At 71.0% G+C, this 26324-nt stretch carries 28 protein-coding genes; 20 read left to right on the forward strand and 8 right to left on the reverse strand.

Annotation, left to right across the window (positions count from 1 at the left end):
• Positions 1–13: 13 nt before the first annotated feature.
• Together ABZ444_RS03325 and ABZ444_RS03330 are read right to left on the reverse strand one after the other, a co-directional pair.
• On the reverse strand, positions 14–736 hold the full coding sequence (locus ABZ444_RS03325; RefSeq protein WP_357991986.1) for a polysaccharide deacetylase family protein: 723 nt from the start codon (positions 734–736) through the stop codon (positions 14–16).
• A 55-nt stretch (positions 737–791) separates the two neighbouring features.
• Entirely contained in the window at positions 792–1994 is a 1203-nt protein-coding gene (locus tag ABZ444_RS03330; protein ID WP_357991989.1) for an MFS transporter, read from the reverse strand.
• A 92-nt stretch (positions 1995–2086) separates the two neighbouring features.
• Between ABZ444_RS03330 and ABZ444_RS03335 the strand changes: the two genes are divergently transcribed.
• On the forward strand, positions 2087–3271 hold the full coding sequence (locus ABZ444_RS03335; protein WP_357991992.1) for a lytic transglycosylase domain-containing protein: 1185 nt from the start codon (positions 2087–2089) through the stop codon (positions 3269–3271).
• On the opposite strand, the gene ABZ444_RS03340 is transcribed toward ABZ444_RS03335, so the two are convergent.
• On the reverse strand, positions 3262–4221 hold the full coding sequence (locus tag ABZ444_RS03340; protein WP_357991995.1) for a ferrochelatase: 960 nt from the start codon (positions 4219–4221) through the stop codon (positions 3262–3264). The two genes, ABZ444_RS03335 and ABZ444_RS03340, sit on opposite strands and share 10 nt — an antisense overlap.
• 108 nt (positions 4222–4329) lie before the next feature.
• Between ABZ444_RS03340 and ABZ444_RS03345 the strand changes: the two genes are divergently transcribed.
• A complete protein-coding gene (locus tag ABZ444_RS03345) occupies positions 4330–6306 on the forward strand; it encodes a prolyl oligopeptidase family serine peptidase (protein ID WP_357991998.1) in 1977 nt (658 codons plus the stop codon).
• Positions 6306–7094, forward strand: coding sequence for an inositol monophosphatase family protein (locus ABZ444_RS03350; protein WP_357992001.1), 789 nt, complete (start codon positions 6306–6308; stop codon positions 7092–7094). The genes ABZ444_RS03345 and ABZ444_RS03350 overlap by 1 nt, the downstream gene beginning before the upstream one ends.
• Before the next feature lie 63 nt (positions 7095–7157).
• Here ABZ444_RS03350 and ABZ444_RS03355 read toward each other — a convergent pair whose 3' ends face one another.
• A complete protein-coding gene (locus ABZ444_RS03355) occupies positions 7158–7322 on the reverse strand; it encodes a hypothetical protein (protein ID WP_352359142.1) in 165 nt (54 codons plus the stop codon).
• Between the two features lie 223 nt (positions 7323–7545).
• Here ABZ444_RS03355 and ABZ444_RS03360 point away from each other — a divergent pair, with 223 nt between their 5' ends.
• The 4 genes from ABZ444_RS03360 (at position 7546) to ABZ444_RS03375 (ending at position 11049) form a co-directional block, all read left to right on the forward strand.
• Positions 7546–8199, forward strand: a complete 654-nt coding sequence (locus tag ABZ444_RS03360) for a response regulator transcription factor (protein WP_349451511.1) — start codon at positions 7546–7548, stop codon at positions 8197–8199.
• Entirely contained in the window at positions 8196–9506 is a 1311-nt protein-coding gene (locus ABZ444_RS03365; RefSeq protein ID WP_357992004.1) for a HAMP domain-containing sensor histidine kinase, read from the forward strand. The genes ABZ444_RS03360 and ABZ444_RS03365 overlap by 4 nt, the downstream gene beginning before the upstream one ends.
• Before the next feature lie 340 nt (positions 9507–9846).
• Entirely contained in the window at positions 9847–10146 is a 300-nt protein-coding gene (locus ABZ444_RS03370; RefSeq protein WP_352324238.1) for a DUF4193 domain-containing protein, read from the forward strand.
• 93 nt (positions 10147–10239) lie between these two features.
• Entirely contained in the window at positions 10240–11049 is an 810-nt protein-coding gene (locus ABZ444_RS03375; protein ID WP_357992007.1) for a hypothetical protein, read from the forward strand.
• 25 nt (positions 11050–11074) lie between these two features.
• On the opposite strand, the gene paaK is transcribed toward ABZ444_RS03375, so the two are convergent.
• Positions 11075–12373, reverse strand: coding sequence for a phenylacetate--CoA ligase PaaK (paaK, locus tag ABZ444_RS03380; RefSeq protein WP_357992010.1), 1299 nt, complete (start codon positions 12371–12373; stop codon positions 11075–11077).
• Entirely contained in the window at positions 12370–12738 is a 369-nt protein-coding gene (gene paaI, locus ABZ444_RS03385) for a hydroxyphenylacetyl-CoA thioesterase PaaI (protein ID WP_357992790.1), read from the reverse strand. Before paaI ends, paaK begins: the two co-directional genes overlap by 4 nt.
• Positions 12739–12912: 174 nt before the next feature.
• On the opposite strand from paaI, the gene ABZ444_RS03390 reads away from it, so the two are divergent.
• The 3 genes from ABZ444_RS03390 to ABZ444_RS03400 are packed head-to-tail and all read left to right on the forward strand — an operon-like array spanning position 12913 to position 16850.
• Complete coding sequence (locus tag ABZ444_RS03390; RefSeq protein WP_357992013.1) at positions 12913–13860, forward strand: MBL fold metallo-hydrolase; 948 nt, start codon at positions 12913–12915, stop codon at positions 13858–13860.
• Complete coding sequence (locus tag ABZ444_RS03395; protein WP_357992016.1) at positions 13857–15407, forward strand: FAD-dependent monooxygenase; 1551 nt, start codon at positions 13857–13859, stop codon at positions 15405–15407. Before ABZ444_RS03390 ends, ABZ444_RS03395 begins: the two co-directional genes overlap by 4 nt.
• Before the next feature lie 9 nt (positions 15408–15416).
• Positions 15417–16850, forward strand: a complete 1434-nt coding sequence (locus ABZ444_RS03400; RefSeq protein WP_357992018.1) for a trehalose-6-phosphate synthase — start codon at positions 15417–15419, stop codon at positions 16848–16850.
• On the opposite strand, the gene ABZ444_RS03405 is transcribed toward ABZ444_RS03400, so the two are convergent.
• Entirely contained in the window at positions 16783–17067 is a 285-nt protein-coding gene (locus ABZ444_RS03405) for a DUF4235 domain-containing protein (protein WP_357992021.1), read from the reverse strand. The two genes, ABZ444_RS03400 and ABZ444_RS03405, sit on opposite strands and share 68 nt — an antisense overlap.
• Before the next feature lie 107 nt (positions 17068–17174).
• On the opposite strand from ABZ444_RS03405, the gene valS reads away from it, so the two are divergent.
• The 10 genes from valS (at position 17175) to ABZ444_RS03455 (ending at position 25948) form a co-directional block, all read left to right on the forward strand.
• Complete coding sequence (gene valS, locus ABZ444_RS03410; protein WP_357992024.1) at positions 17175–19652, forward strand: valine--tRNA ligase; 2478 nt, start codon at positions 17175–17177, stop codon at positions 19650–19652.
• Positions 19653–19762: 110 nt separating this feature from the next.
• A complete protein-coding gene (locus ABZ444_RS03415) occupies positions 19763–20953 on the forward strand; it encodes an AI-2E family transporter (RefSeq protein WP_357992027.1) in 1191 nt (396 codons plus the stop codon).
• Between the two features lie 90 nt (positions 20954–21043).
• Positions 21044–21598, forward strand: coding sequence for a PaaI family thioesterase (locus tag ABZ444_RS03420; RefSeq protein ID WP_357992030.1), 555 nt, complete (start codon positions 21044–21046; stop codon positions 21596–21598).
• The gene (gene dut / locus ABZ444_RS03425; protein ID WP_352324043.1) at positions 21595–22035 is read left to right on the forward strand and encodes a dUTP diphosphatase; all 441 of its coding nucleotides are present in this window, start codon (positions 21595–21597) and stop codon (positions 22033–22035) included. The genes ABZ444_RS03420 and dut overlap by 4 nt, the downstream gene beginning before the upstream one ends.
• Before the next feature lie 59 nt (positions 22036–22094).
• Positions 22095–22733, forward strand: a complete 639-nt coding sequence (locus ABZ444_RS03430) for a DUF3710 domain-containing protein (protein WP_357992033.1) — start codon at positions 22095–22097, stop codon at positions 22731–22733.
• 103 nt (positions 22734–22836) lie between these two features.
• A complete protein-coding gene (locus tag ABZ444_RS03435) occupies positions 22837–23223 on the forward strand; it encodes an OB-fold nucleic acid binding domain-containing protein (protein ID WP_352324045.1) in 387 nt (128 codons plus the stop codon).
• A gap of 4 nt (positions 23224–23227) precedes the next feature.
• Positions 23228–23899 (forward strand): DUF3159 domain-containing protein, encoded by a 672-nt coding sequence (locus tag ABZ444_RS03440; protein WP_357992035.1) that lies wholly within the window; start codon positions 23228–23230, stop codon positions 23897–23899.
• A gap of 78 nt (positions 23900–23977) precedes the next feature.
• Positions 23978–24583, forward strand: coding sequence for a Uma2 family endonuclease (locus ABZ444_RS03445; RefSeq protein WP_357992038.1), 606 nt, complete (start codon positions 23978–23980; stop codon positions 24581–24583).
• 25 nt (positions 24584–24608) lie between these two features.
• Positions 24609–25406 (forward strand): SDR family oxidoreductase, encoded by a 798-nt coding sequence (locus ABZ444_RS03450; protein ID WP_357992041.1) that lies wholly within the window; start codon positions 24609–24611, stop codon positions 25404–25406.
• A 59-nt stretch (positions 25407–25465) separates the two neighbouring features.
• Positions 25466–25948 carry an NUDIX domain-containing protein gene (locus tag ABZ444_RS03455; protein ID WP_357992044.1) on the forward strand — a complete coding sequence of 161 codons (483 nt, stop codon included), beginning with the start codon at positions 25466–25468 and terminating at the stop codon, positions 25946–25948.
• Here the strand turns inward: ABZ444_RS03455 and ABZ444_RS03460 are convergent.
• Positions 25914–26321 carry a TIGR03668 family PPOX class F420-dependent oxidoreductase gene (locus ABZ444_RS03460; RefSeq protein WP_357965126.1) on the reverse strand — a complete coding sequence of 136 codons (408 nt, stop codon included), beginning with the start codon at positions 26319–26321 and terminating at the stop codon, positions 25914–25916. The two genes, ABZ444_RS03455 and ABZ444_RS03460, sit on opposite strands and share 35 nt — an antisense overlap.
• Positions 26322–26324: the final 3 nt, after the last annotated feature.

The following is a 26324-nucleotide window of genomic DNA, read 5'->3' on the forward strand; positions in this document are numbered from 1 at the left end:
ACGTGAACGATACTCACTTCTCCCAGCCTTCGGGAACCGGGAAAATCTGACCGGGCTGCAGGTTCTGCTGCTTGATCACGTCGGAGACCGTGACCAGCTGGTACCCCTTGGCCTGCAGCGACTTGATGATCGCGGGCATGGCGTCCACGGTCTGCTTGACCCAGTCGTGCATGAGGATGATGCCGTCGCGCTCGGCCACCTCGAGGGTCTTCTTCTTGATGGCCTCGACGTTCTTGGTGTCCCAGTCGTGCGAGCCGGCCGTCCACAGGATCATGGGCATGCCGAACTCGGTCGCGACGTCCGACACCTGGATGTCGGCCAGCCCGTACGGCGGGCGCAACAGCTTGGGCTCGACGCCCGCCGCCTTCTTGACCGCGTCCTGGGTCTTCTTGATCTCGGTCCTGATGACCCCGGCGTCGACCTTGGTGAAGTCGGGGTGCTTGTAGCTGTGGTTGCCCACCTCGTGGCCCTCGGCGACCATGCGCTTGACGAAGGCCGGACGGCTGTTCACGTACTGGCCCTCCAGGAAGAACGTCGCCTTGGCGCCGGACTTCTTGAGGGTGTCGAGCAGAGTGCCCGCGTACTGGCCGGGCCCGTCGTCGAAGGTCAGCGCGATGCATTTGACCTGCTCGCAATCGACCTCGGCCTTCTTCGGCGTCTGGGCGAACGCGGGCGCGGGAGCCAGGGTGACGCAAACTGCCGCGATAGCTAGAAGTGAAGTGATTTGTCGGGACATAGCAAAGCTTCCGGTGTGATGGGTGTTGCGAGGGATAACTCCCGACGGTAGCGGATCAGCTCTTCAGAGGTGAAGGCGCGTCGGGAAGTCTCAGCAAACCCGAACCTCCGACGCCCACGACCGCCGCCAGCAACGCCGACCCCACCGCGAACCCGTACGCGTCGGACGCGCCGAACGCGTCGGTGAGCCGCCCGCCCGCCCACGCGCCGATCGCCACGCCGAACCCGATGGAGGTGGAGATCCACGCCATGCCCTCGGTGAGCAGGGACGGCGGCACCAGCCGCTCGGTGAGCGAGAACCCCGTGATGAGCGTCGGCGAGATGGCGAAACCGGCCACGAACGCCGCCACCGCCATGACCCACGCGTCGTCCACGAACATGATCGGCAGCAGGCCCACCACGAACACGCCCAGCGAGCGGACGAACCGGGCGCGCAACGAGATCCGCCACTCCCGCGAGCCGAACCACAGCCCCGACACCATCGACCCGCCCGCGAACGCGGCCAGCAGGAACCCGGCGGCGCCCTTCACGCCGTGCTCCTCGGCGAAGGCGACCGTGATCAGGTCCACCGAGCCGAACACCGCGCCCAGTCCGAGGTAGACGCACGACAGCAGGGCGATGCCGGGGATCAGGATGGGCGTGCCGCCGGCCGTCCTGACCGGCTGCACGGGCGGCTGCGTACGCCGTTGTGCCGCCAGGGCCAGGCAGCCGCCGAGCATGCACACCACCGCCACCACCAGCCCCGCGTACGGGTTGACCGCCGTGGCCAGCACCGTGACGATCGCCGGCCCGGTGACGAAGACCACCTCGTCGGCCACGGACTCGAAGGCGAAGGCGGTGTGCAGCGTCCCCGTGCCGCCGTGGATGGTGGACCAGCGGGCCCGCACCATCGACCCGATGGACAGCGAGGACGCGCCGATCAGCAGGCCGGAGGCGTACAGGGTCCATTCGGGCAGGCCGAACGCGGCGCTGAGCATCAGCGCGGCCATCGCCAGCGCGTTGATCAGGGAGAAGGGCACGATCACCCGGTTCTGGCCGAACCTGTCCACCAGCCGCCCCGACAGCGGCGCGGCGATCGCGAAGGCCACGTTGGTGGTGGCGCCGACCGCGCCCGCGGTGGCGAAGGACCCGGTGACGGTGGAGATCAGCAGCACGACGCCGATGCCGAGCATGGACATCGGCATCCGGCCGACGAACCCGGCCAGCACGAATCCCTTGACGCCGGGCCCTTTGAACAACCCCCGGTAAGGCCCGACCACGCTGTTTCCCCCTTACTTAGCGCCCCCACGATGGCGCACCGTCTGTCCGGAAGGCAAGTGATATTTCCGGTGAGTGGGTTAACGTGTGCCTGATGTCCGGTCTTCCCTCTCTCCGCGCGGTCCTGCTCATGGTCCTCGGCGTGCTCGTGGTCACCGCCGCGGCCGGAGGAGTCGTCGTGCTCATGGGCGATGACCTGGTCAGAACGGCCCAGGAGCCGGTGCGCAGGCCGATCACCCGCGCGGTTCCCGAGGCCGCTCCCCGCCTCGACCAGCTCGTACCCACGACGGCGCCGGTCAAGGATTTCGGCCAGGGCGGGCCGGGCGTCACCGTGACGCCCCCGCGCGTGCTGGCGATCGCGCCCGCCACGGTCTCCCGGCGGACCCGGCTCGCTCTCGGCGCGCTCAAGCACGTGCAGAAGGCCGCCGTCGTGGACGCGGGCGCGGTCAAGGTCGCCGGCACGTCGCTGAACCTGCTGGCCGTCGACCCCGCGGACTTCCGCTCCTGGACGCCCCAGCCCGTCGCCGACCAGCCCGCCGTCTGGAGCGCGCTGGCCAGGGGCGAGCTGGTCGCCGAGGCCGGCACGACGCGCAGGTACGGCATGATCCTCGGCGCGATGTACCAGGTGGACGGCGGCCCGAGGCTCCGGGTCGCGGCCTCGGCCACGCTCGGGCTCTCCGGCGTGGACGGCCTGGTCAGCGCGGAGGTGGGCAGGTCGCTCGGCTTCGCGAAGGGCGTCGCGGTGCTGCTGCACGGCAAGCCGGGCACGATCGGCGAGGCCGGGGTGCGGCGGCTGCTCGGCAAGGGCGCGCAGGTCGTCGTGCTCGACGCGGCCAGCCGAGCCCGGCAGCAACAGCAACAGCCGCAACAACAACAGCAGCAGCCGGTCACCGTCGGCCGCCCGAACAGCTACCTCGACCTCTACAAGGCCGCCGCCACCCGCTGCCCCGGCCTGTCCTGGACGGTGCTGGCGGCCATCGGCCAGGTCGAGAGCAGCCACGGCCGCAACAACGGCCCCTCCAGCGCGGGCGCCCTGGGGCCGATGCAGTTCATGCCCGCCACCTGGAAGCACTACGGCGTGGACGGCGACGGCGACGGCAAGGCCGACATCTGGAGCCCCTACGACGCGGTGCCCGGCGCCGCCAACTACCTGTGCGCCAACGGCGCGGGCAAGGGCGGCACGAAGCTGCGCAAGTCGATCTGGTTCTACAACCACTCGTGGGACTACGTGAACAAGGTCATGGGCATCGCCGAGGCGTACGCCCGCACCTACGCCTGAGGCCGCCCGCCGGGCCGGACCGGACGCGGGCAGCAGGTGAGCGCGCACGCGACGGGCTCCGGCTCGTCCATCAGCTCCCTGACCATGCGCACGAACGCCGGATGGGTGCCGGCCGTCGCCGCGCGCTCCATCGGCAGGCCGAGCTCGGCGGCCACCTGCCGGGCCTCGGTGTCGAGGTCGTAGACGACCTCCATGTGGTCGGAGACGAACCCGATCGGCACCAGCACGACCGAGCCGGCGTCCGTCTTGCGCAGGAAGTCGCACACGTCGGGCTCCAGCCACGGCACCTGCGGGGGGCCGCTGCGCGACTGCCACACCAGGTGCCACGGCTCGTCGCGGCCCAGCGCCTGGTTGACCAGCTCGGCGCTGCGGCGGATCTGGGACTCGTACAGGCCGCCCGAGGGGCCGGCGGTCTCGGCCATCGAGACCGGGATGCTGTGGGCGGTGAAGACGAGCCGGGCGTCATCGCGGCCGAGCCGCTCCAGCGCCTGGCGCGTGTGGTCGGCCATCGCCGCGACGAACCCCGGATGGTCGCCGAAGTGCCGCATCTTGATCAGCTCGGGGCCGCCCTCGACGGAGATCCTGGCGATGTCCTCGTAGTACTGGCGGCAGCTCGAATACCCGGCGAACGCCGAGGTGGCGAAGACGGCGGCCCGGCGCACGCCGTCGGCCGCCATCCGCCGCACGGTGTCCTCGCCGAAGGGGTGCCAGTTGCGGTTGCCCCAGTAGACCGGCACGCCCGCGACCGGGCCCAGCGCCTCGACCAGCTCGCGGTTCTGCCGGTTGATCGGGCTGACGCCGCCGAAGCCCTGGTAGTGCTCGGCCACCGCGAGCAGCCGCTCGCGCGGCACGCCGCGCCCCCGCACGACGTTCTCCAGGAACGGCAGCACGTCGTCGGGCCCCTCGGGGCCGCCGAACGACAGGACGAGCAGAGCGTCGTAATCAGCCACGTGTCAAGCCTAGTCAGGAGACCGGGCGGTCCGGCCGGAGGGAGCACGAGGGGGTGGGGAGCACGGCGTCAGCCCGCGGAGCGCCGGTCACCAGGTAGGTTCGATCGAGTGAGCGCATTCGATGACATTCGTGACTATGTGGCCATTCCCCGGGTCCTCTCCCTGAAGCTCTCGCCTGACGGCTCCCGTCTGATCTCGGCCGTGCAGGCCCTCAATCCCGACGGCAAGTCGTACGGCACCGCGCTCTGGGCGATCCCCCTCGACGGTGAACCGTACCGTCTGACCCGTTCCGCCAAGGGCGAGACGGCCGCCGTCTTCACCGACGCCGGGGACGTGCTGTTCACCTCGGCGCGCCCCGACGCCACCGTCAAGGACGGGACCGACGAGGTGCCCGCGCTGTGGCTGCTGCCGCGCGCCGGCGGCGAGGCCCGCCAGATCGCCACCCGCCCCGGCGGCATCGGCGCCGCGCGCACGGCGGGCGACGTGGTGGTGTTCGCCTCCGACGTGTTCGACGGCGACGAGTCGACCGAGGAGGAGCGGCGCAAGGCCCGCAAGGACGCCGGGACCAGCGCGATCCTGCACGAGGGCTACCCGGTCCGCTACTGGGACCACGACCTCGGCCCGGCCCGCACCCGGCTGTTCACCGGCCGGCTCGGCGCCGACCGCCTGGAGGACGTGCGCGAGCTGACCCCCGACGCGGGCGAGGCGCTGCGCGACGCCGCCTTCGAGCTCACCCCCGACGGCTCCACCGTGATCGTCACCTGGCGCAGGTACCTGTCCGGCGGCGACAGCCGTACGGACCTGGTCGCCATCGACGTGGCCACCGGCCGGCGGCGCACCCTGCTCACCGACGAGGCGCACGACTTCGGCGGCCCGATCGCCGTCTCGCCCGACGGCACGCGGGTGGCCTGCGCGCGCGAGCGCATCACGAGCACGGACGTCTCCGTCCGCGTGGAGCTGTGGATCGCCGACCTGGCGAGCGGCGAGGGCCGGGCCTACGCGCCCGACCTGTTCCCGATGGACCTCGCCTGGGCCCCCGACTCCTCGGCCCTCCACCTCGTCGCCGACCACCAGGGCCGCCGCCCGGTCTTCCGCGTCCCGCTGGACGGCGAGCACACCAGGCTCACCGGCGACGACGCCGCCTACCTCGGGATCAACGCCAGCGCCGACGGCGCGTACGTCTACGCCCTGCGCAGCAACATCGCGCTCGCCCCCGCCCCGGCCAGGATCGACGCGGCCACCGGCGAGATCGCCGACCTGCCCTCGCCGGCCCCGCGTCCCGAGGTGCCGGGCACGCTGACCGAGATCTCGGCCACCGCCGACGACGGCGCGACCGTGCGCGGCTGGCTCGTGCTGCCCGAGGGCGCCTCGGCCGACAACCCGGCGCCGTTCCTGCTGTGGATCCACGGCGGCCCGGTCGCTTCCTGGAACGACTGGCAGTGGCGCTGGCAGTCGTGGATCATGGCGCAGCGCGGGTACGCCGTCCTCATGCCCGACCCCTGCCTGTCCACCGGCTACGGCCAGGAGATGATCGACCGCGGCTGGGGCGCCTGGGGCCCCCGCACCCAGGCCGACCTCGACGCCATCGTGGACGTCGCCCTGGCCAGGGACGACATCGACAACGAGCGCGTGGCCGCGATGGGCGGCTCGTTCGGCGGCTACATGGCCAACTGGCTGGCCGGGCACACCGACCGCTACCAGGCCATCGTCACCCACGCCGCGCTGTGGAACCTCGACCAGTTCGCCGGCACCACCGACTCCTCCCTGTACTGGCAGCGCGAGTTCGGCGAGCCCGGCTCCGAGCGCTACGAGCAGCTCTCCCCGCACCTGGGGCTGGGCAAGATCACCACCCCGATGCTCGTCATCCACGGCGACAAGGACTACCGGGTGCCGATCGGCGAGTCCCTGCGCCTGTGGTGGGACCTGCAGCGCACCGACGTCGAGTCGAAGTTCCTGTACTTCCCCGACGAGAACCACTGGATACTCAAGCCGGGCAACATCGTCGCCTGGTACGAGACCGTGCTGGCCTTCCTCGCCCAGCACGTGCTCGGCGAGGAGTGGAAGCGCCCGGACTCGGTGGCCTGATGACCGACTTCCTGCGGCTGGCCGAGGACGTCGCCCGCGAGGCCGGGGACATGCTCCTGGCCAAGCGGCCCACGATGTCGGAGGACGTCGAGACCAAGTCCAGCCCCACCGACGTCGTCACCATCCTGGACAAGGCGTCGGAGGAGCTGATCCGCGAGCGCGTCCTGGCGGTCCGTCCGGACGACCGGTTCCTGGGCGAGGAGGGCGGCGAGGCGCCGGGCGCGTCCGACGTGCGGTGGATCGTCGATCCCGTCGACGGCACCGTGAACTTCCTGTACGGCCTGCCCGACTGGGCGGTGTCCATCGCCGTCGAGGTCGCCGGGCGGGTCGTGGCCGGGGTCGTCAACGTGCCGGCGCGCGGCGAGGTGTTCACCGCCGCGCTCGGCGAGGGCGCCTGGCTGGGCGATGTGCGGCTGCGCTGCAACAGCGGGGTGCCGCTGGCCCGGGCGCTGGTCGCGACCGGGTTCGGCTACTCGGCGCCGCGCCGCGAGGTGCAGGGACAGGTCGTGGCGGCGGTGCTGCCGCGGGTGCGCGACATCCGGCGCGGCGGCTCGTGCGCCATCGACCTGTGCTCGGTGGCGGCGGGCCGGGTGGACGCGTACTACGAGCGCGGCACCAACACGTGGGACCACGCCGCGGCCGGGCTGGTGGCGACCGAGGCGGGAGCCCGGCTCGGCGGCCTGCGCGGCCGGCCGGTCGGCCCGGAGTTCGCGCTGTGTGCGGCGCCCGGTCTGTTCGAGGAACTGCACGACCTGCTCGTGCCGCTGGACCCCGAACGCGACTCCTGACGGCGCCGCGAGCATGACAGGACGGCCGGGGCCCGGCGGGCCCCGGCCGTCGCACGCGTATGTCTAGCGCGGCAGCGGGACGCCGTGATCGTCGGCCAGGCGGCGCAGGTCCTCGATCTCGGCGGTGAGGGTGTCGGCGAGGTAGTCGTCGCCGGTGCTGCGGGCCTCGGAGAGGCCCTTGTAAGCCTGGTCGAGGCGGCGTTCGATCGTGGTGGTGAACTCGCCCATCTCACCTACTCTCTCAGGGGTTCGATCCGTGCGGGGCGAAGGGACCCCATTGCCAGTGGATGTCCGGGCAATGGGTGTCCCGACGGCATACCCCGGGTTATCGCCCTCTGAAACATGAATTTGTGCGGCCCCTGCCCGGCACACCCCTGGACATGCCTTACCGTGCGCTTATCGAGCCTGTAGGCAGAATGAGACCCCGGACCCGGAAAGAGGTGTACCAGGCGTGCGAGTGCTGGTTGTCGAGGACGAGCGGGTGCTCGCCGACGCGATCGCGACCGGGCTGCGGCGTGAGGCCATGGCCGTCGACGTCGCCTACGACGGCGGCGGCGCCCTTGAGCGCACTTCCTACATCGACTACGACGTGATCGTGCTCGACCGCGACCTGCCGGTCGTGCACGGCGACGAGGTGTGCCGCCGGCTGGTCGAGCAGCGCTCGGCCTCGCGGATCCTCATGCTGACCGCCTCCGGCGACGTGGACGACAAGGTGGAGGGGCTCGGCCTCGGGGCCGACGACTACCTGGCCAAGCCGTTCGTGTTCATCGAGCTGGTGGCCCGGGTGCGCGCGCTGGGCCGGCGTTCGGCGCCCGCCCTGCCGCCCGTGCTGGAGCGGGCCGGGATCCGCCTCGACCCGGGCAAGCGGCTGGTCGAGCGCGACGGCAAGGAGATCGTGCTCACCAAGAAGGAGTTCGCGGTCCTGGAGGAGCTGATGCGCGCCGAGGGCGCGGTGGTCAGCCAGGAGGACCTGCTGGACAAGGCGTGGGACGAGAACATCGACCCGTTCACGAACGTGGTCCGGGTGACCATGATGACGCTGCGGAAGAAGCTGGGCGAGCCTCAGGTGATCGAGACCGTGCCCGGGGTTGGGTACAAGTTGTGAGCGAACGGCCAGAGCGCGGGGCGGGGCCGACGCATCCGATGATCAGCCCCCATTCGGCCAGGAAGGCGACGCGCGTGCAGGAGGCGCCACCCCCGAGCGGGCCGCCGGCCTGGGACGGCCCGCCGCCGCCCGGCTCCGAGACGCCCGCCCGCAGCACCCTGGAACGGGTCAGGGGGCTGCCGGCCAAGGTGAGCATCCGGTGGCGGCTCACGCTCACCTACAGCGCCCTGGTGTTCGCCGCCGCGGCCGTGCTGCTGTTCGTCGTCTACTCGATCGTCGGCAGGTCGATCGAGAACGCCTGGCCCGACCTGATCACCGACGACCTCGACCCGCTCGACGCCGCCATCATGCAGAACCGGTGGACCCTGGCCAAGGGGCGGGCCGTCAGCAGCGCGCGCGACGCGCTGTTCGGCAGCTCGTTCATGGCGCTGGCCGGGGTCGGCATCCTCGCGCTCATCATCGGCTACTTCGTGGCCGACCGGGCGCTGCGGCCGGTCGCCCAGATGACCAGCGCGGCCCGCAAGCTGTCGGAGAGCACGCTCGCCCACCAGCGCATCGCCCTGCGCGGCCCCAACGACGAGCTGAAGGAGCTGGCCGACACCTTCGACGCCATGCTCACCCGGCTCAACATCGCCTTCGACACCCAGCGCAGATTCGTGGCCAACGCCTCCCACGAATTGCGCACGCCGTTGACGATTAACCGGACCGTCCTGGAGATCGCGTTGTCGGATCCGGAGGCGTCCGAGGACCTCAAAGCGCTCGGGCGCACGCTGCTGGAAGTCAACGCGCGTAACGAGAAGCTCATCGAGGGACTGCTGTTGCTCGCCAGGAGCGAACGAGAACTCGCGGTACGCAAACCGCTCGACGTTCAGGAAGTCGCGCAGACGGCCGTGGAACAGCTCGCGCCCTTCGCCGCCGAACACGGCGTGACCGTTGTGGCCGAACTGGTCAGCGCGCCTACCGTGGGCGACCCGGTGCTTCTGGAGCGGTCGGTCAGCAACCTGCTGGAGAACGCGGTGAAGTACAACCTTCCCGAAAACGGAAAAGTCTGGATCCGAACGGGAATGGCGGACGGGGGGCTGGTTGTTCAGGTGGCCAACACGGGGCAGCACGTCCCGGCGTACGAGGTGAACAGCCTGTTCGAGCCGTTCAGGAGGCTCCACGCCGACCGCGTGGAATCGGCCAAGGGGTCGGGTCTGGGGCTGTCCATCGTCCGTGCGGTGGTGCAGGCACACGGTGGAAACGTGACCGCGGTGCCGCGTGATGGCGGAGGACTTGTGGTGACGATTCGGCTTCCGACGCGTTGATCGAGCGTCCTTGAGTGGGCCATGGGGCGCCGAGGGGTGACGTTCAGGCGTGTTCGTCCGCGTGTTGATGTAGTGGGGGCGTCTCGTTCTCGCCGTACATGTGGTTGGATGTGCCGTCGAACACGGTGGTGCATGACGCCAAGGCTGTGGGTTTCGCCATATTTGGCTAACCATTGCCGTCGGCAGCAGGCCCTGTCGTGCTGGGAGGTTCGTTGTCCGTTCGCGCGGGGTACCGATGGAAAATCTCCCCGACGGAACGGGCACAAGATGGGCCTCCCGGACGTTAGAAGACGCGCGATGAGCGCGAAGACATATAGATGAGGGGGATGGAGTAAGCACAATGGCTACCGACTACGACAGCCCGCGAAAGACAGACGACGACCTGGGGGAGGACAGCCTCCAAGAGCTCCAGGCGCGGCGTACCGACAAGTCGTCCGGCAGCATCGACATCGACGAGACCGACCTCGCCGAGTCGCTGGAGCTGCCCGGCGCGGATCTGTCGAACGAAGAACTCTCCCTGCGGGTCATTCCCCGCCAGGCCGACGAGTTCACCTGCTCGCGCTGCTTCCTGGTGCATCACCGCAGCCAGCTGGCCTCCGAGAAGAACGGCCAGCAGATCTGCCGGGAGTGCGCCGCCTGACCGCTGGAGCGAAGGAGCTCAGGGTGAGGGACCCAAGGCACGACCGAGCCCGCCTACCCTGAGCGGTCGCGACCAAGAGGACGGAGGCATCGCGTGGCCGAGCCCGAGAAGGACAAGCAAAAGACGGACGACGGGATCGCCGACCCCGACAAGGAGGTCGGCGAGCTCGTTGTGCGGCTCACCGAGCCCGGTGAGCTGGAGCCGGCCGAGCGGCGCAGACTGCTCGGCCGACTAGCCAGGTCCCTGGCCACAGGGGCGAAGAGGGCCCGCGAGAGCGGCGCCGGCCGCGGCCGCTGGCTGGCCGACGTCTTCCTCGGCATCGCGCCCCGCATCCCCATCCGCGACCTGTCGACGCTTTCCGAGCATCATCACGGCCTCACCGGCGAGGAGCTCGCCGACGACCTCGTGCGCACCGCCCAGAAGGCCACGATGACGGTCGGAGCCATCGGCGGAGCACTGGCGGCGGCCCAGTTCGCCGCACCACCCCTTCTGCTCTCCGCGCCCGCGCAGCTCGTCGCGGAGACCATCGTCGTCGCCGCGATCGAGGTCAAGCTCCTGGCCGAGCTGCACGAGGTCTACGGCGTGCGCGTCCAGGGCACCGGCACGCAGCGTGCCTTCGCCTTCACCTCCGCCTGGGCCAGGCAGCGCGGGATCGACCCCCTCGCTCCCGCGTCCGTCTCGCTCGCGCTCGGCGCTGCGTCCAAGGCCGCTCTTCGCAACCGTCTCATGCGCACGCTCGGGCGCCATCTGACCACGTTCGGCCCCTTCCTCACCGGAGCCGTCGCCGGCGGCGCGCTCAACCGCGGCGCGACCGGCAAGCTCGGCAAGGCCATCCGCGCCGACCTGCGCCTCAAGGGCCCGTCGTTGCCGCCGCCCGACCCCCGTGACGAGCTGACGCCGTAGCCCGGCTGCCGCGGGGTCGGCGAGGTCAGACGTCCCGTCTGTCCACCACGCGCTTGAGCTTGCCCACCGACCGCTCCAGCGTCTCGGGGTCCACCACCTCGACCTCGACGCTCACGCCGACGCCCGCCTTGACCGCGTGCCGCAGCGCCCGCCCGGCCTCCTCGCGGCCGGTCGCGCCCGGCCGCGCCTCGACCCTGACGGTGAGCACGTCGAGCCGGTCCGGCCGGGTCAGGTGCAGCTGGAAGTGCGGCGACAGGCCGGGCACGCGCAGCACGAGCTCCTCGATCTGGGTCGGGAACACGTTCACGCCACGCAGGATGATCATGTCGTCGGTGCGGCCGGTGACCTTCTCCATGCGGCGGAAGGCGGGCCTGGCCGTGCCGGGCAGCAACCGGGTCAGGTCGCGGGTGCGGTAGCGGATGACCGGCATGGCCTCCTTGGTGAGGCTGGTGAACACCAGCTCGCCGCCGTCGGGGGCGGGCCGGCCGGTGAACGGGTCGACGGTCTCGGGATAGAAGTGGTCCTCCCAGACGTGCAGGCCGTCCTTGGTCTCGACGCACTCGTTGGCCACGCCGGGGCCCATGACCTCCGACAATCCGTAGATGTCGACGGCGTGCAGGTCGAAGCGCTCCTCGATCTCGGCGCGCATGCGCTCGGTCCAGGGCTCGGCGCCGAAGATGCCGATCTCCAGCGAGCTCTCGCGCGGGTCGAGGCCCTGGGCGGCGAACTCGTCGAGCAGCGCCAGCAGGTACGACGGCGTGACCATGATGACCCTGGGCCGCAGGTCGGTGATGAGCTGGACCTGCCGGGCCGTCATGCCGCCGGAGGCCGGCACCACCGTGCAGCCCAGCCGCTCGGCCCCGTAGTGGGCGCCGAGGCCGCCGGTGAACAGCCCGTAGCCGTACGCCACGTGCACCACGTCGCCGGGACGCCCGCCGGACGCCCGGATCGACCGGGCCATCACCTGCGCCCAGACGTCGAGGTCGGCCTTGGTGTAGCCGACGATCGTGGGCTTGCCCGTGGTGCCCGAGGAGGCGTGGACGCGTGCCACCCGCTCGCGCGGCACGGCGAACATGCCGAACGGGTACGACTCGCGCAGGTCCTCCTTGGTGGTGAACGGGAAGAGCGCGAGGTCCTCCAGGCTCCGGCAGTCGCCGGGGTGCACGCCGTGCTCGTCGAACTTGCGCCGGTAGAGCGGCACGTTGTCGTAGGCGTGGGACAGCGTCCAGCGCAGGCGCTGCAGTTGCAGGGCCATGAGCTCGTCCCTGGAGACGCGCTCGACCGGGTCGAGCTCCTCGGGGGACGGCGGCGGGAAGGGCCTCATCTCAGCTCCCTGCTGCGCCCGCGGAACTCCGCGACCACCCGGCCGCCGGCCCCGCGCACGGTGATGTCGTAGATGCCGCTGCGGCCGTAGGTGGTGCGCTCGGCCGCCTCGGCCACCAGCACGTCGCCCTCGTGGGCGGGGGCGACGAAGGTGATCTCGGCCCCGGCCGCCACGGTCACCGGGCCCCGGGTGTTGCACGCGCAGGCGAAGGCGGTGTCGGCCAGGAGGAAGATGTAGCCGCCGTGGCAGATGGCGTGTCCGTTGATCATCTGGCCGGTCACGGCCATCCGGCACACCGCGCGCCCCTCGGCCAGCTCCACCAGCTCGATGCCCAGGGCGGCGGAGGCGGTGTCGGCGTCCAGCATGCGACGCGCGCTCTCCAACAGGTCTCCCTTGCTTACTGACCGAATGTTCGGTAAACACTTCCCCGTCCTGCCGAGCACTGTCAAGGGAGGGCCGGCGCAGCGGAGCTGTAGGAGCCGTTTGTGGGGTATGTCCTGGTTCGTCAGCGGGTCGGCCTCAGCGCGTGAGGAGAGACGATGATCAAGCCGTTCGCCTCGTCGGCGGATCTCGGTGAGAAGCGGCAGTCCCTTGAGGTGCTGGCGGAAGGCGTCTACGCGCTCACCGCCGAGGGCGACCCCAACGTGGGCGCGATCGAGGGCGAGGACTTCCTGGTCTGCTTCGAGGCGCTGGCCACGCCCACGGCCGCCGGTGAATGGCTGGCCAGGCTGCGCGAGCACACCGGCAAACCGGTCAGATACCTCGTGCTCTCGCATTACCACGCGGTCCGCGTGCTGGGCGCCTCGGCGTTCGGCGCGGACGTCATCGTGGCCCACGACAAGACCCGCGAGTTGATCGCCGAGCGCGGCGAGCAGGACTGGGCCAGCGAGTACGCCCGGATGCCCCGCCTGTTCAAGGACCCCGGCTCGATCCCCGGCCTGACCTGGCCCACCGCCACCTTCGGCGACACCTTCACCATCGACCTCGGCGGCGGCAGGGGCGACCTGGTGCTGGCCCACTGCGGGCGCGGCCACACCGAGGGCGACCTGGTGGCCTGGCTGCCCGAACGGCGCATCCTGTTCGCCGGCGACCTGGTGGAGTCGCAGGCCGCGCTCTACACCGGCGACGCCTTCCACCGTGAATGGGCCTCCGGCACGCTCGACCGCGTCGCCTCGTTCGGGGCCGAGACGCTGGTCGGCGGCAGGGGAGCGGTGGCCCACGGCAAGGCCGCGGTCGAGGCGGCCATCGCCCAGAGCCGCGACTTCCTCACCGTGATGCTGCGCGAGGTCGGGGCGGCGGGCGGGCTGAAGGAGGCGTTCGAGCGCACCCACCGGGCCCTGCGGCCCCGCTACGGCGGGTGGCCCATCTTCGAGCACTGCCTGCCCTTCAACGTCTCCCGCCTCTGGGACGAGCTCCACGGCGTCGAACGGCCGCGCGTCTGGACCGCCGAGCGCGACCGCGAAGTGTGGGACGAGCTCCAGTCATGAGGCCCGCGGAGTCCGTGCCGCAGGTCGTCGTCGTCGGCGCGGGCCCGGTCGGCCAGACCGCCGCGTTGCTGCTGGCCCGCTGGGGCATCCGGGTGCTGGTGCTGGACCGGCGGCAGGCCCGCGACGGCGGCGGCTCGAAGTCGATCTGCCAGCAGCGCGACGTGCTCGACATCTGGGCCGCGGCGGGCGCGGGCCGGGTGGCGGAGGAGGGGCTGGCCTGGACCACCGCCCGCACGTACTACCGCGACCGCGAGCTGTTGTCCTGGTCCTTCGACGGCCAGGGCCCGCTGCCGCCGTGCGTGAACATCTCCCAGGCCCGCACCGAGCAGCTGCTCGACGAGGTCATCGCCGACCAGCCGCTCATCGAGGTGCGCTGGGGCCACGAGGTCACCGGGCTGGTCCAGGACCCGGCCGGGGTCGAGGTGCAGTGCGGGCAGCGGCTGCTGCGCGCCCCCTACGTGCTGGTCTGCGCGGGCGCGCGGGCCCAGCAGGTACGCCGGTCGCTCGGCGTCTCCTTCGACGGCGAGGCGTTCGACGACCAGTTCCTGATCTGCGACATCCGGGCGGATCTGCCCGGCTGGGAGAAGGAGCGGCGCTTCTACTTCGACCCCGTGTGGAACCCGGGCCGGCAGGTCCTCATCCATCCCTGCCCGAACGGGACGTACCGGATCGACTGGCAGATCGCACCAGACTTCATCCCAACAGAAGCCGATATCTCGCAGAAAATCCGGCAAATCATCGGGGATCGGCCGTACGAGCTGATCTGGCACAGCACGTACCGGTTCCACTCCCGCATCGCCTCGCGGATGCGGGTCGGACGGGTGCTGCTGGCGGGCGACTGCGCCCATCTGGTGGCGCCCTTCGGGGCCCGGGGGCTCAACTCGGGCGTACCCGACGCCGAGAACGCGGCCTGGAAGCTCGCCTTCGCGCTCAACGGCTGGGCCGGGCCCGAGCTGCTGGAGTCGTACCACGCCGAGCGGCACGCGGCGGCGCGGGAGAACCTGGAGGTGACCGCCGCCACCATGCGGTTCCTCGCGCCCAGGACGGACCGGGACCGGGCCAGGCGGCGGGAGGTGCTGGAGGGCGGCCTGGTCGCCGAGGTGGACTCCGGGCGCTTCGCCGAGCCCTACTGGTACGTGGACTCGCCGCTCACCACGCCCGAGCCTGGCCGGCCGTTCGGGGGGCGTCCGCCGAAGGGCGCGCTGTGCGAGCCGGCCCCCGGAGTGATCCTGCCGGACGTGCCGCTGGCGAAGGGCAGACTGCGCGAGTTCTGCCGGGACGGTTTCCTCGTTCTGTTGGGCGATATGTGCGATTCGAGTTTGTTTGTGCAGGTCCTGGGCAAGGTCATTACGGCACCGCTCGCCGTCCGCGAGCTCACGGAGATGGATGCGACCGGCTCGCTCGCCGAAAGACTCGGTGCGCGGCCGGATGAAGCATGGGTGATCAGGCCAGATGCCCACATCGCCGCGATCATTCCCCGCGGGGGGCCGGACGAGGTCGCGGCCGCCGTGAGCCGCGCCTGCGGCTCTCCTCGACCAGAGCCCTAGGAGGACTGCGTGACCGGCCGTAGCTCGTTTCTGATCGTCGCGAACCGCTTGCCGGTCGATCGCGCGATCGAGCCAGACGGAACGGCCTCGTGGCGCAGGAGCCCGGGGGGGCTCGTGACGGCCATAGCGCCCGTGATGAAGCGCCGCCACGGCGCCTGGGCCGGTTGGCACGGCGCGCCGGACGAGAAGCTCGAACCGTTCGAGCAGGACGGCATGAGCCTCATCCCCATCCCGCTGTCGGCCCGCGAGGTCGAGCTCTACTACGAGGGTTTCTCCAACGCCACGCTCTGGCCGCTCTACCACGACGTGGTGGCGCCGCCGGTGTTCGAGCGGGAGATGTGGGAGACCTACCGTTCGGTCAACGAGCGCTTCGCCGCGGCCGCCGCCGAGGCCGCCGAGGAGGGGGCCGTCGTCTGGGTGCAGGACTACCAGCTCCAGCTCGTGCCCGCGATGCTCCGGCGGCTCCGGCCCGACCTGCGGATCGGCTTCTTCCTGCACATCCCGTTCCCGCCCGTCGAGCTGTTCTGGCGGCTGCCCTGGCGCAAGGAGCTGGTCGAGGGGCTCCTCGGCGCCGACCTGGTCGGCTTCCAGCTGCCCGGAGGCGCCTCGAACTTCCGCAGGTTGTGCCGGCGGCTGCTCGGGCTGCCGTACAAGGGGAACGAGATCTTCCTGGACGACCGGGTGGTGACCACGCAGGCGTTCCCGATCTCGGTGGACTTCGGGCAGCTCGACTCGCTGGTGCGCGAGCCGCACGTCGTGGCGCGGGCCAAGGAGATCAGGGGCGAGCTGGGCGATCCCGAGCACGTGCTGCTCGGCGTGGACCGGCTCGACTACACCAAGGGCATCGGCCAGCGTCTGGAGGCGTTCGGCGAGCTGCTCAAGGACGGCAGCCTGCACCCCAACGAGGCGGTCTTCGTGCAGATCGCCACCCCGAGCCGCGAGCGCGTGGACGAGTACCGCAAGCTGCGCGACGACATCGAGCTGCAGGTGGGCCGGATCAACGGCGAGCACGCCCAGATCGGGGTGCAGCCGATCCAGTACTTCCACCAGTCCTACGGCCACGACGAGCTGGCCGCGCTCTACCTGGCGGCCGACGTCATGGTCGTCACGCCCCTGCGCGACGGGATGAACCTGGTGGCCAAGGAGTACATCTCCTGCCACCACGACCTTCAGGGCGGGCTGGTGCTCAGCGAGTTCACCGGGGCGGCCGACGAGCTGCGGCAGGCGTACCTGGTGAACCCGTACGACATCGAGGACGTCAAGCGGCAGATGATCGCCGCCATGCGGGCCACGCCGCACGAGCTGGCCCGGCGGATGCGCACGATGCGCCGCCGGGTGGCCACCTACGACGTGGACCGCTGGGCGAGCGAGTTCCTCAGTGCCCTTGAGTCACCTGCTTCACAGACTTCCACGCGTCGTAGCGCTTCTTGGCGGTCCGGTTGACCACGATCTGCGCCACGGACATCCCGACGCCGGTGAGGATCGCGTAACCGATCGCCTCACCCATGCTGACCTCGGGCGAGTCGTCGTCGAGGGGCGGCTCCTTGCCGGTCGCCTTGACCCAGACGAGCCCGAGGAGCTTCTTCATCCCCCACGCGGTCGCCATGCCCACCAGACCACCGATGACGCGCCAGGCGATGTCGGGTTTGTCCTCCGCCATGCCAACTCCCTTCCCCTATGTAACGAACACTAGTCTCTAACGCTTGCCCGCCCCCCGAAGCCGTACCATAAGGAGGCATGACTCAACAGCGACTACGCCATGCATCCATGCCGGAAAAGCCGACCCTCGACGGCTTGGAGCAGGTATGGGTAGCTCGCTGGCAGGAGGAGGGCACCTACCGCTTCGACCGGTCCAAGCCGCGCGAGCAGGTCTACTCCATCGACACGCCGCCGCCGACCGTGTCCGGCTCCCTCCACGTCGGTCATGTCTTCTCCTTCACCCACACCGACATCATGGCCCGCTACCAGCGGATGATCGGCAAGTCGGTGTTCTACCCCATCGGCTGGGACGACAACGGCCTGCCTACCGAACGGCGGGTGCAGAACGTCTACGGGGTGCGCTGCGATCCGTCGCTGCCGTACGATCCCGACTTCGTTCCACCGGACAAGCCGGGCAAACGTGAGATCTCCATTTCGCGGCGCAACTTCGTCGAGCTGTGTCGCCGGCTCACCGCCATCGACGAGAAGGCGTTCGAGGAGGTCTGGCGCCGGGTCGGCCTGTCGGTCGACTGGAACCTGCTCTACACCACCATCAGCGACGAGTCGCAGGCGGTCTCCCAGCGGGCGTTCCTGCGCAACCTCGGCCGCGGCGAGGCCTACCTCGCCGAGGCGCCCACGCTGTGGGACGTCACCTACCGCACCGCGGTGGCCCAGGCCGAGCTGGAGGACCGCGAGTGGCCCGGCGCCTTCCACCGCATCTCCTTCTACGGCGAACGCGGGCCGATCTGGATCGAGACCACCAGGCCCGAGCTGATCCCGGCCTGCGTCGCCCTGGTCGCCCACCCCGACGACGAGCGCTACAAGCCGCTGTTCGGCACGTCCGCGCTCACGCCGCTGTTCGGCGTCGAGGTGCCGATCCTGGCCCACCACCTGGCCGAGCCCGACAAGGGCTCCGGCATCGCGATGATCTGCACGTTCGGCGACGTCACCGACGTCACCTGGTGGCGTGAGCTGCACCTGCCCACCCGGCCGGTCATCGGCTGGGACGGCCGGGTGCTGCCCGAGCCGCCCGACGGCGTGGAGCCGGAGCCGTACAAGGAGCTGGCCGGCAAGACCGTCCACAGCGCGCGCGAGCGCATCGTGGAACTGCTGCGCGAGTCCGGCGACCTCGACGGCGACCCGCGTCCGGTGCGGCGTCCGGTGAAGTTCTACGAGCGCGGCGACAAGCCGCTGGAGATCGTCACCACCCGCCAGTGGTACATCCGCAACGGCGGGCGCGAGCAGGCGCTGCGCGCCCGGCTGCTGGAGCGCGGCAGCGAGCTGGCCTGGCACCCGCCGCACATGCGGGTGCGCTACGACAACTGGGTCGAGGGCCTGACCAGCGACTGGCTGATATCCCGCCAGCGCTTCTTCGGCGTGCCGTTCCCGGTGTGGTATCCGCTGGACGAGGCCGGGAACCCGGTCCACGACGCGCCGATCCTGCCCGCCGAGGAGTCGCTGCCCGTCGACCCGTCCTCCGACGTGCCGCCCGGCTACACCGAGGAGCAGCGGGGCGTGCCCGGCGGGTTCATGGCCGACCCCGACGTCATGGACACCTGGGCGACCTCGTCCCTGACGCCGCAGATCGCCGGCCGCTGGGCGAGCGACGACGACCTCTACCGGCGCGTGTCCCCCTACGACCTGCGGCCGCAGGCGCACGAGATCATCCGCACCTGGCTGTTCTCGACGGTGGTCCGCTCCCACCTGGAGTTCGACGCGCTGCCGTGGAGCGACGTGGCGATCTCCGGCTGGATCCTCGACCCCGACCGCAAGAAGATGTCCAAGTCCAAGGGCAACGTGGTCACCCCGCTCGACCTGCTGGAGCAGCACGGCTCCGACGCCGTCCGCTACTGGGCCGCGAACGGCCGCTACGGCGTGGACACGACGTTCGACGTGGGCCAGCTCAAGATCGGGCGGCGGCTGGCGATCAAGATCCTCAACGCCTCGAAGTTCGTGCTCGGGCTGGCCGGCAGCGAGGGCGAGGTCACCGAGCCGGTCGACCTGGCGATGCTCGCCGCCCTGTCCGACATGGCCCGCGAGGCCACGCAGGCGTTCGAGTCCTACGACCACACCCGCGCGCTTGAGGCCGTCGAGCGGTTCTTCTGGTCCTTCTGCGACGACTACCTGGAGCTGGTCAAGGCGCGGGCGTACGAGTCCGGGCCGGCCGCCGCCTCGGCGCACGCGGCGCTGCGTCAGGCGCTCGACGTGCTGCTGCGGCTGTTCGCGCCGGTGCTGCCGTTCGTGACCGAGGAGGTCTGGTCCTGGTGGCGGGAGGGCTCGGTCCACCGCGCCGCCTGGCCGGCTCCCGAGCGCGGCACGGGCGACCCGGCGGTGCTGACCGTGGCCTCGGAGGTGCTGCGGCGGATGCGCAAGGCCAAGTCGGAGGCCAAGGTGTCGATGCGGGCCGAGGTGTCCAGGCTGACCGTCTCGGGGCCGGAGGCCGATCTCGTCCGGCAGGCCCAGGACGACTTGTGCGCGGCGGGCGTCGTCGAGGAGTTCGTCCTCGACGGCGGCGACGTGCTGACCGTCGAGGTGCACCTGGGCTGAGGCGTGGCCGTCCGGCACGGGCGGTGAGGGCCGCTTCCTTCGCCGCCCGTCCGGCATCCCGGCGTTTTATCGGTGCGCATCCCCGGCCCGGACGTGCCAGTCTTGAACACGTGCAGATCGACCGCCCCACCACACTCGTACCGCCCGTGCTGGCCAAGATGGCCGCATGGTGCGGGTGCCTGATCCTCGTCGGCGTGGTCGTCTACTTCTTCGTCCAGGCGATCGCCCGGCTCACCTTCGTGGCGCTGCCCGTGGCGATCGCGCTGCTGCTGACCGCGCTGCTGTTCCCGCTGACCAAGAGCCTGCGGCGGGCGGGCCTGCGGCCCATCTACGCCACCTGGCTGACCATGCTGGTCGCGCTGGCCGTCCTGGCCGGCACCGGCTGGCTGGTCGGGGCGCGGGCCAGCGAAGAGTTCCCCAACCTGGTCACGCAGGTGCAGGCCACCGCGCGCTCGGTCCAGGAGTGGCTGATCACCGGCCCGCTGCACCTGAAGCAGGCCCAGATCACCGGCTACGTCGACGAGATCGCCACGATGGTCAACGCCCAGCGCACCGCCATCACCGGCACGGTGCTGTCGGCCAGCGCCGTCGCGATCGAGGTGCTCGCGTCCATCGTGCTGCTGCTGTTCGTGACGTTCTTCCTGCTCAAGGACGGCGACCGCATCTGGTCGTGGTTCCTGCGCGCCTTCGGCTCGATGTCGCCGCGGGTCGACCGGGCGGGCCGGGCGGCCTGGACCACGCTCTCCCACTACGTCCAGGGCACCGTGGCCGTGGCCGCCGTGCACGGCCTCATCATGGGCATCGTGCTGGCCGGCATGGGGGTGCCGCTGTGGGCGCCGCTGGCGGTGCTGATCTTCTTCGCCAGCTTCATCCCCATCGTCGGCATCTTCTTCGCCGGCACCGTCGCCACCCTCGTCACCCTCGGCGCCAAGGGCCTGGTCTACGCGTTGATCTTCCTGGGCATCCTCATCGTCGAGCAGCAGCTGGAGAACCACGTGCTCCAGCCGCTGATCGTGGGCAGGGCGCTCAACTTCCACCCGCTGGCGATCATCCTGGTGCTGTCGGTCGGCGGCATCCTGGCGGGCATCGCGGGGGCGGCCGTCGCCGTGCCGGTCGCGGCGGTGATCTACCGGGCGTTGCCGGAGCTGCGCCACAAACCGCCCGCCCTGCCACCGCCGCCCCACCACGAACCGCCGTCGGGCGAACCGCCGTCCGGAGGCGCCCCTCCCGACGGTGAGCCCCCGTCCGGGGGCGCGGGTCCCGTGGGAGGGCCGGTCGAGGTCGTGCGTCCGGCGGAGTAGCCGCCCGCGGGATGACGTGGAGCGGGCCGGGTGGTTCCGATCCGGTGTCGAGGGCGAGTCCGGGGGCCGCAGCGAGTAACCTCGTCACCCGTGACGCGTTCCTCCCTCACCACCCCGCCGCCGGACGCCTCGGCGCCCGCGGCCCATCCCGGCGCCCCGGCGCCGGGCAGTTCCCTCGGCTCCCACTACAGCCGTTGCTTCGGCTGCGGCGACGACCACCCGACCGGCCTGCACCTGAAGGCGGTCACGCCCGACGGCGTCACGGTCGAGGCCGAGTTCACCGTGGGGGAGGCCCACCAGGGCGCGCCGATGCTGGCCCACGGGGGCGTGCTGGCCGCCGCGATGGACGAGGTCATCGGAATGTCCGTCTACCTTTTCCACAAGCCCTATGTGACGGCCCGGCTGGAGACCGACTACCTTCTCCCCGTTCCCGTGGGCACGACACTCCACCTGCGCGCCTGGTGCAACGGGATCATGGGCAGGAAGGCGTACCTTGAGGCTGAGGGGCGCGTCGGCGCCCCCGACGGGCCGGTCGCCGTCCGCGCGGCGGCGCTGTTCATCGAGGTGAGCATGGAACACTTCGCCGAGCACGGCGACCTCGCGGCCATCGCCGCCGAACACCAGGACTTCGAGGTGAACCCGTGAGCGACGTGGAGGTCCTCATCCAGCGGCTCGACACCGGGCTGCCGGTGCCGTCCTACGCCCACCCGGGCGACGCCGGCGCCGACCTCTACGCGGCCGAGGACGTCGAGCTGCTGCCCGGCGAGCGGGCCGTGGTCGGCACCGGCGTGGCGATCGCGCTGCCCGACGGCTACGCCGCGTTCGTGCACCCGCGCTCCGGCCTGGCGGCCCGCCACGGCGTCACGCTCGTCAACGCCCCCGGCACGGTCGACGCGGGCTACCGGGGCGAGATCAAGGTGACGCTGATCAACACCGACGCCAAGGAGCCGTTCCGCCTCCAGCGAGGCGACCGGGTGGCCCAGCTCGTGGTCCAGCGGGTCGAACGCGCGGCCTTCTACGAGGTCGAACGCCTGCCCGGCTCGGTGCGCGGCGCCAACGGATTCGGATCGACGGGCCGCTGAAGCGGCCGGCCCGAAGCAAGCCTGGGGCTCCGGCCCCGCGAACAGGGAGAGTGAGGAACGTGTTCCGACGTCGTCGTCGTGATCAGCCGGAAGCGGTGGCCGAGCAGGAGTCGGCGGCCCCCACCCGTGAGTCCGGCCCGTGGGACGCCGACGAGCCCCACCCCGACACGGACAGGATCGACCTCGGCGGCCTGCGGCTGCCGCACAACCCCGACTTCGACGTGCGCCTGGCCTCGCTCGGCGACCAGCACGTCGGTGTCGTCGTCCTGTACGAGGACAGCTCGCTGCAGCTCCAGGCCCTGGCCGCGCCGCGCTCGGCCGGCCTGTGGGACGAGGTCAGGGCCAAGATCGTCGCCCAGGCCAAGACCCTGGAGGAGCGGCAGGGCCCGTTCGGCGTCGAGCTGGCCGGCGAGGTCACCATGGAGGACGGCAGCAGGGCGGCCCGCTACATCGGCATCGACGGCCCGCGCTGGTTCCTCCTGGCCGCCATCACCGGCCCCGGCGCCCTCGACGAGCGCGTCTCCGGGGCGTTCATCGACTTCGTCCAGGACGTCGTGGTCGTGCGCGGCAACGAGCCGATGGCCCGCGAGGAGCCCATCACGCTGAGCCGCCCGCACGAGCGGCAGGCCGTCGAGCAGGACGAACGCCCGGCGTTCAGCCCCTTCAAGCGTGGCCCGGAAATCAGCGAGACCCGCTGAGCGTTGTCCTACCGGGCCCCGCGCCCGGCCCGGCCCGGCGACATTCCCAAGACCCCCCATCGGCTATTCGCTGACGGCTTACCATCACATAGGCTGAACCATCATGAGTACGGCAGAGCCTCCGAAACGCGGGGGATTGCGCGGCTTCTTCAGCCGGCTGGCCACCACCCAGTCGGAGATCGAGGCCCAGGAACTGCGGGAAGACGCCGACGAGGTCGGCGCGACGCCCATCGTGTCGTGTGGCGGGCGCCGCAGGTTCTGTGTAGCGGGTACGCTACGTACGGTGACACTGCGTCCGAGGGGTGGCGCCCCCGCCCTGGAGGCCGAGCTGTACGACGGGTCCGACGTGATCGACCTGGTCTGGCTCGGCCGCCGCAAGATCGTCGGCATCGAGCCGGGCCGCACGGTCAAGGCCGAGGGCCTGGTCAGCATGCAGGACGGGCGCAAAGTGATGTTCAATCCGCGATACGAACTGCGCCCAGGGAGTTGATCAGGTGAGTGCTGAGGCGGAAGAGGCCGCGCACGAGACCGTCGAGGCGGCGGTGCGAGCCCAGCTCGCCAAGGCCTTCGGCGGCGTCCGCGGCATCATCGAGGCCGCGGTGCCGACGATCGCCTTCACGGTCTCGTGGATCGTCACCGAAGACCTGAAGACGTCGCTCATCGTCAGCATCTCGCTCTCGGTGCTGCTCCTGCTGGTCAGGGTGATCCAGCGGTCCACGCCGCAGTTCGTGATCAACAGTCTGATCGGCATCGCGATCGGCGCGTTCTTCGCCAGCCGCACCGGCAACGCGAAAGACTACTTCCTGCCCGGCATCGTGTGGAACGGCGTGTACTCGCTGGGCATGTTGCTGTCCATCGTCACCCGCTGGCCGGTCGTCGGGTTCCTCATCGGCTCGGTCACCAACGACCCGGTGGGCTGGCACAAAGACGCGGGCGTCGTCCGCCTCTGTACGCGGCTGACCTGGCTGCTCATGCTGCCGTGCGTGGTGCGGGTGGCCGTGCAGGGCCCGGTCTACCTGTTCGGCGGCGGTGACGAGGCGGTGGCCGCGCTCGGCTTCGCCAAGATCGTGATGGGCTGGCCTCTGCAGGTGGCGGCCCTGGCCGCGATGCTGTGGCTGCTCGGCCGCGGCCGCACCCCCATCAAGCCCCCGGTCGCCCCGGCCTGACCCATCGGGCCTCCCGGCCGCCGAAACGTGTGCGCCCGTTCACCTGGCGTGAGCGCATTACATTGGTAGCGTAGATGCATGACGGCCGAAGCGGTGAGCCTCGAGATGACCACTTCCTCGCTGCCTGACTGGGTCTTCCCGCCGCCGGGAGGCTTTGTCGCAGAAGACCTCGATAACATTCCGTATCTGCCTGCGCACACAGAGTTGATTGACGGAAGCTTGGTCTTCGTGAGCCCCCAAGCATCCTTCCACGCCGTGATAGTCGACCTCCTCGCTGCTGACCTGCGCGGAGCCGCTCCCGAAGAGCTTCGGGTTCGCCGCGAGATGAGCGTGGTCCTGGGACACGATCAACGCCCCGAGCCTGACCTGGTCGTGCTGAGGGCCGAGGCCCTCGGCAGCGGTCGCGAGACCTTCTACAAGGCGCAGGACGTGGTCCTGGCTGTCGAAGTGGTGTCACCCGAGTCCCGGAGCCGGGACCGGGAGCGTAAGCCGGCTCTCTATGCCGCGGGCGGGATCCCGCACTTCTGGCGGGTCGAGGACGACGGCGGCGAGCCCGTTGTGTACGTCTACGAGCGTGACCCCGCCACCCGCGCCTACGCGCTCACCGGCATCCACCACGACAGGCTCAAGCTGACCGTCCCCTTCGATCTGGACGTCGACCTGAGCCGGATCCATCGCCTCTGACCTCTTGACCCGCCATGATGCTCGGATGAGCCATGGACGAGGGCCCCTGGCGGGGCGGGTGGCGGTGGTGACCGGGGTGAGCCGCCGGGCGGGCATCGGGTTCGCCGTGGCACGCGAGCTGCTGGCGTCCGGCGCGCGGGTGGCGGTGCAGTCCTGGACCCCGCACGACGCCGGCCAGCCCTGGGGCAGCGACCCGGCGGGCATCGACGGCGTGCTCGACGCGCTGGGCGGCACCGGTGACGAGCTGATGCACGTGGAGGCCGACTTCGCCGACCCGGAGGCCCCTGAGCGCGTGATGGAGCAGACCGCGGACCGGTTCGGGCACGTGGACGTGCTGGTGGCCAACCACGCGCGCAGCTCCCGGCAGGCGCTGGCCGAGGTGACCGCCGCCGAGCTCGACCTCACGTGGGCGGTCAACGCGCGGGCCGGTGTGCTGCTGACGCAGGCGTTCGCCGCCCGGCACGATGACCGGCGTCCGGGTGGGCGGGTGATCCTGTTCACCTCCGGCCAGCACCTGGCGCCGATGCCGGACGAGCTGCCGTACGCGATCAGCAAGGGCGCGATCCACCAGATGACGCTCAGTCTGGCCGACGCGCCGGCCGATCGCGGCATCACCGTCAACTGCGTCAACCCGGGGCCGGTGGACACCGGCTGGGCGGGGCCGGAGCAGGCCCGCCAGGTCGGGAACGCGTTGCCGGCGGGCCGGTGGGGGCGTCCGGAGGAGACCGCCCGGCTGGTGCGCTGGCTCGTCACGGACGAGGCCGCCTGGATCACGGGCCAGGTCGTCAACTCCGAGGGCGGCTTCCGCCGCTGGGTCAGGTGACCCCGGTGCCCGCTGGGACGGCGCCGCGGGCGGCACTGGAGCGTGGGAGTCTTGGGGGGATGAGGGGGAATGTGGTGGGCTGGGTGGTGGCGCGGGTGTGGAAGGCGCTGGGCGGGCGGGTTCGCTGGCGGGTGTTGTGGCTGACCCATGCCACCTTCATGGTCGGCGTCACCGGCCTCGTACGCGACCCCGACGGCCGGATGCTCGTCCTGCGTCACCGTCTGTGGCAGGAAGGGCGGCAGTGGGGCTTCCCCACCGGGTTCGCCAGGCGGGGCGAGACGTTCGAGGGCACGGTCGAGCGCGAGGTGTACGAGGAGACCGGCCTGCGCGTGCGCACCGGCCGGCTGCTGCGGGTGCGCAGCGGGTTCGGGCTGCGGGCGGAGGTGGCCTACGAGGCCCTGCTCGTCGGCGGCACGCTCAGGATCGACCCGCTGGAGATCCTCGAAGCCCGCTGGGTCACCGCCGACGACCTCCCCGAGGGCCTGCAGGGCGCCCACCGCGACCTGCTCATCCCGAGTACGCCCACCCCGACCACCGACTGACCGCGACCACGATCACCGGCCCTTCGGGCGGCCGCCGGCGGTACTGGTCGTACTTGTCGGCCAGCGCCCGCAGGGCGGCGTCGTGGCCGCCTTCGCGCACGGTCGCCGTGCCGTCGGCGCGCGCCCACCACAGCCTGGCCCAGTCGTCCTCGTAGTGGTCGGCGAGCAGGCTGACCCGCGGGTTCGCCCGGATGTCGCGCAGCCGCGCCAGGTCGTGAGTGCTCTTCGGCTTGTGGTCGACGGCGGTGACCACGTCGTCACCGAGGACGGCGAAGGTGACGGGCACCACGCGCGGCACCCCCGCCGCGTCGGCCGTCGCCAGGCGGGCGACGCGGGCGCCCTCGAACAACGACCGGGCGCGGCCGGCGTCCATGAC

The sequence above is a fragment of the Nonomuraea sp. NPDC005730 genome, assembly GCF_040630865.1.
Taxonomy (GTDB): Bacteria; Actinomycetota; Actinomycetes; order Streptosporangiales; family Streptosporangiaceae; genus Nonomuraea.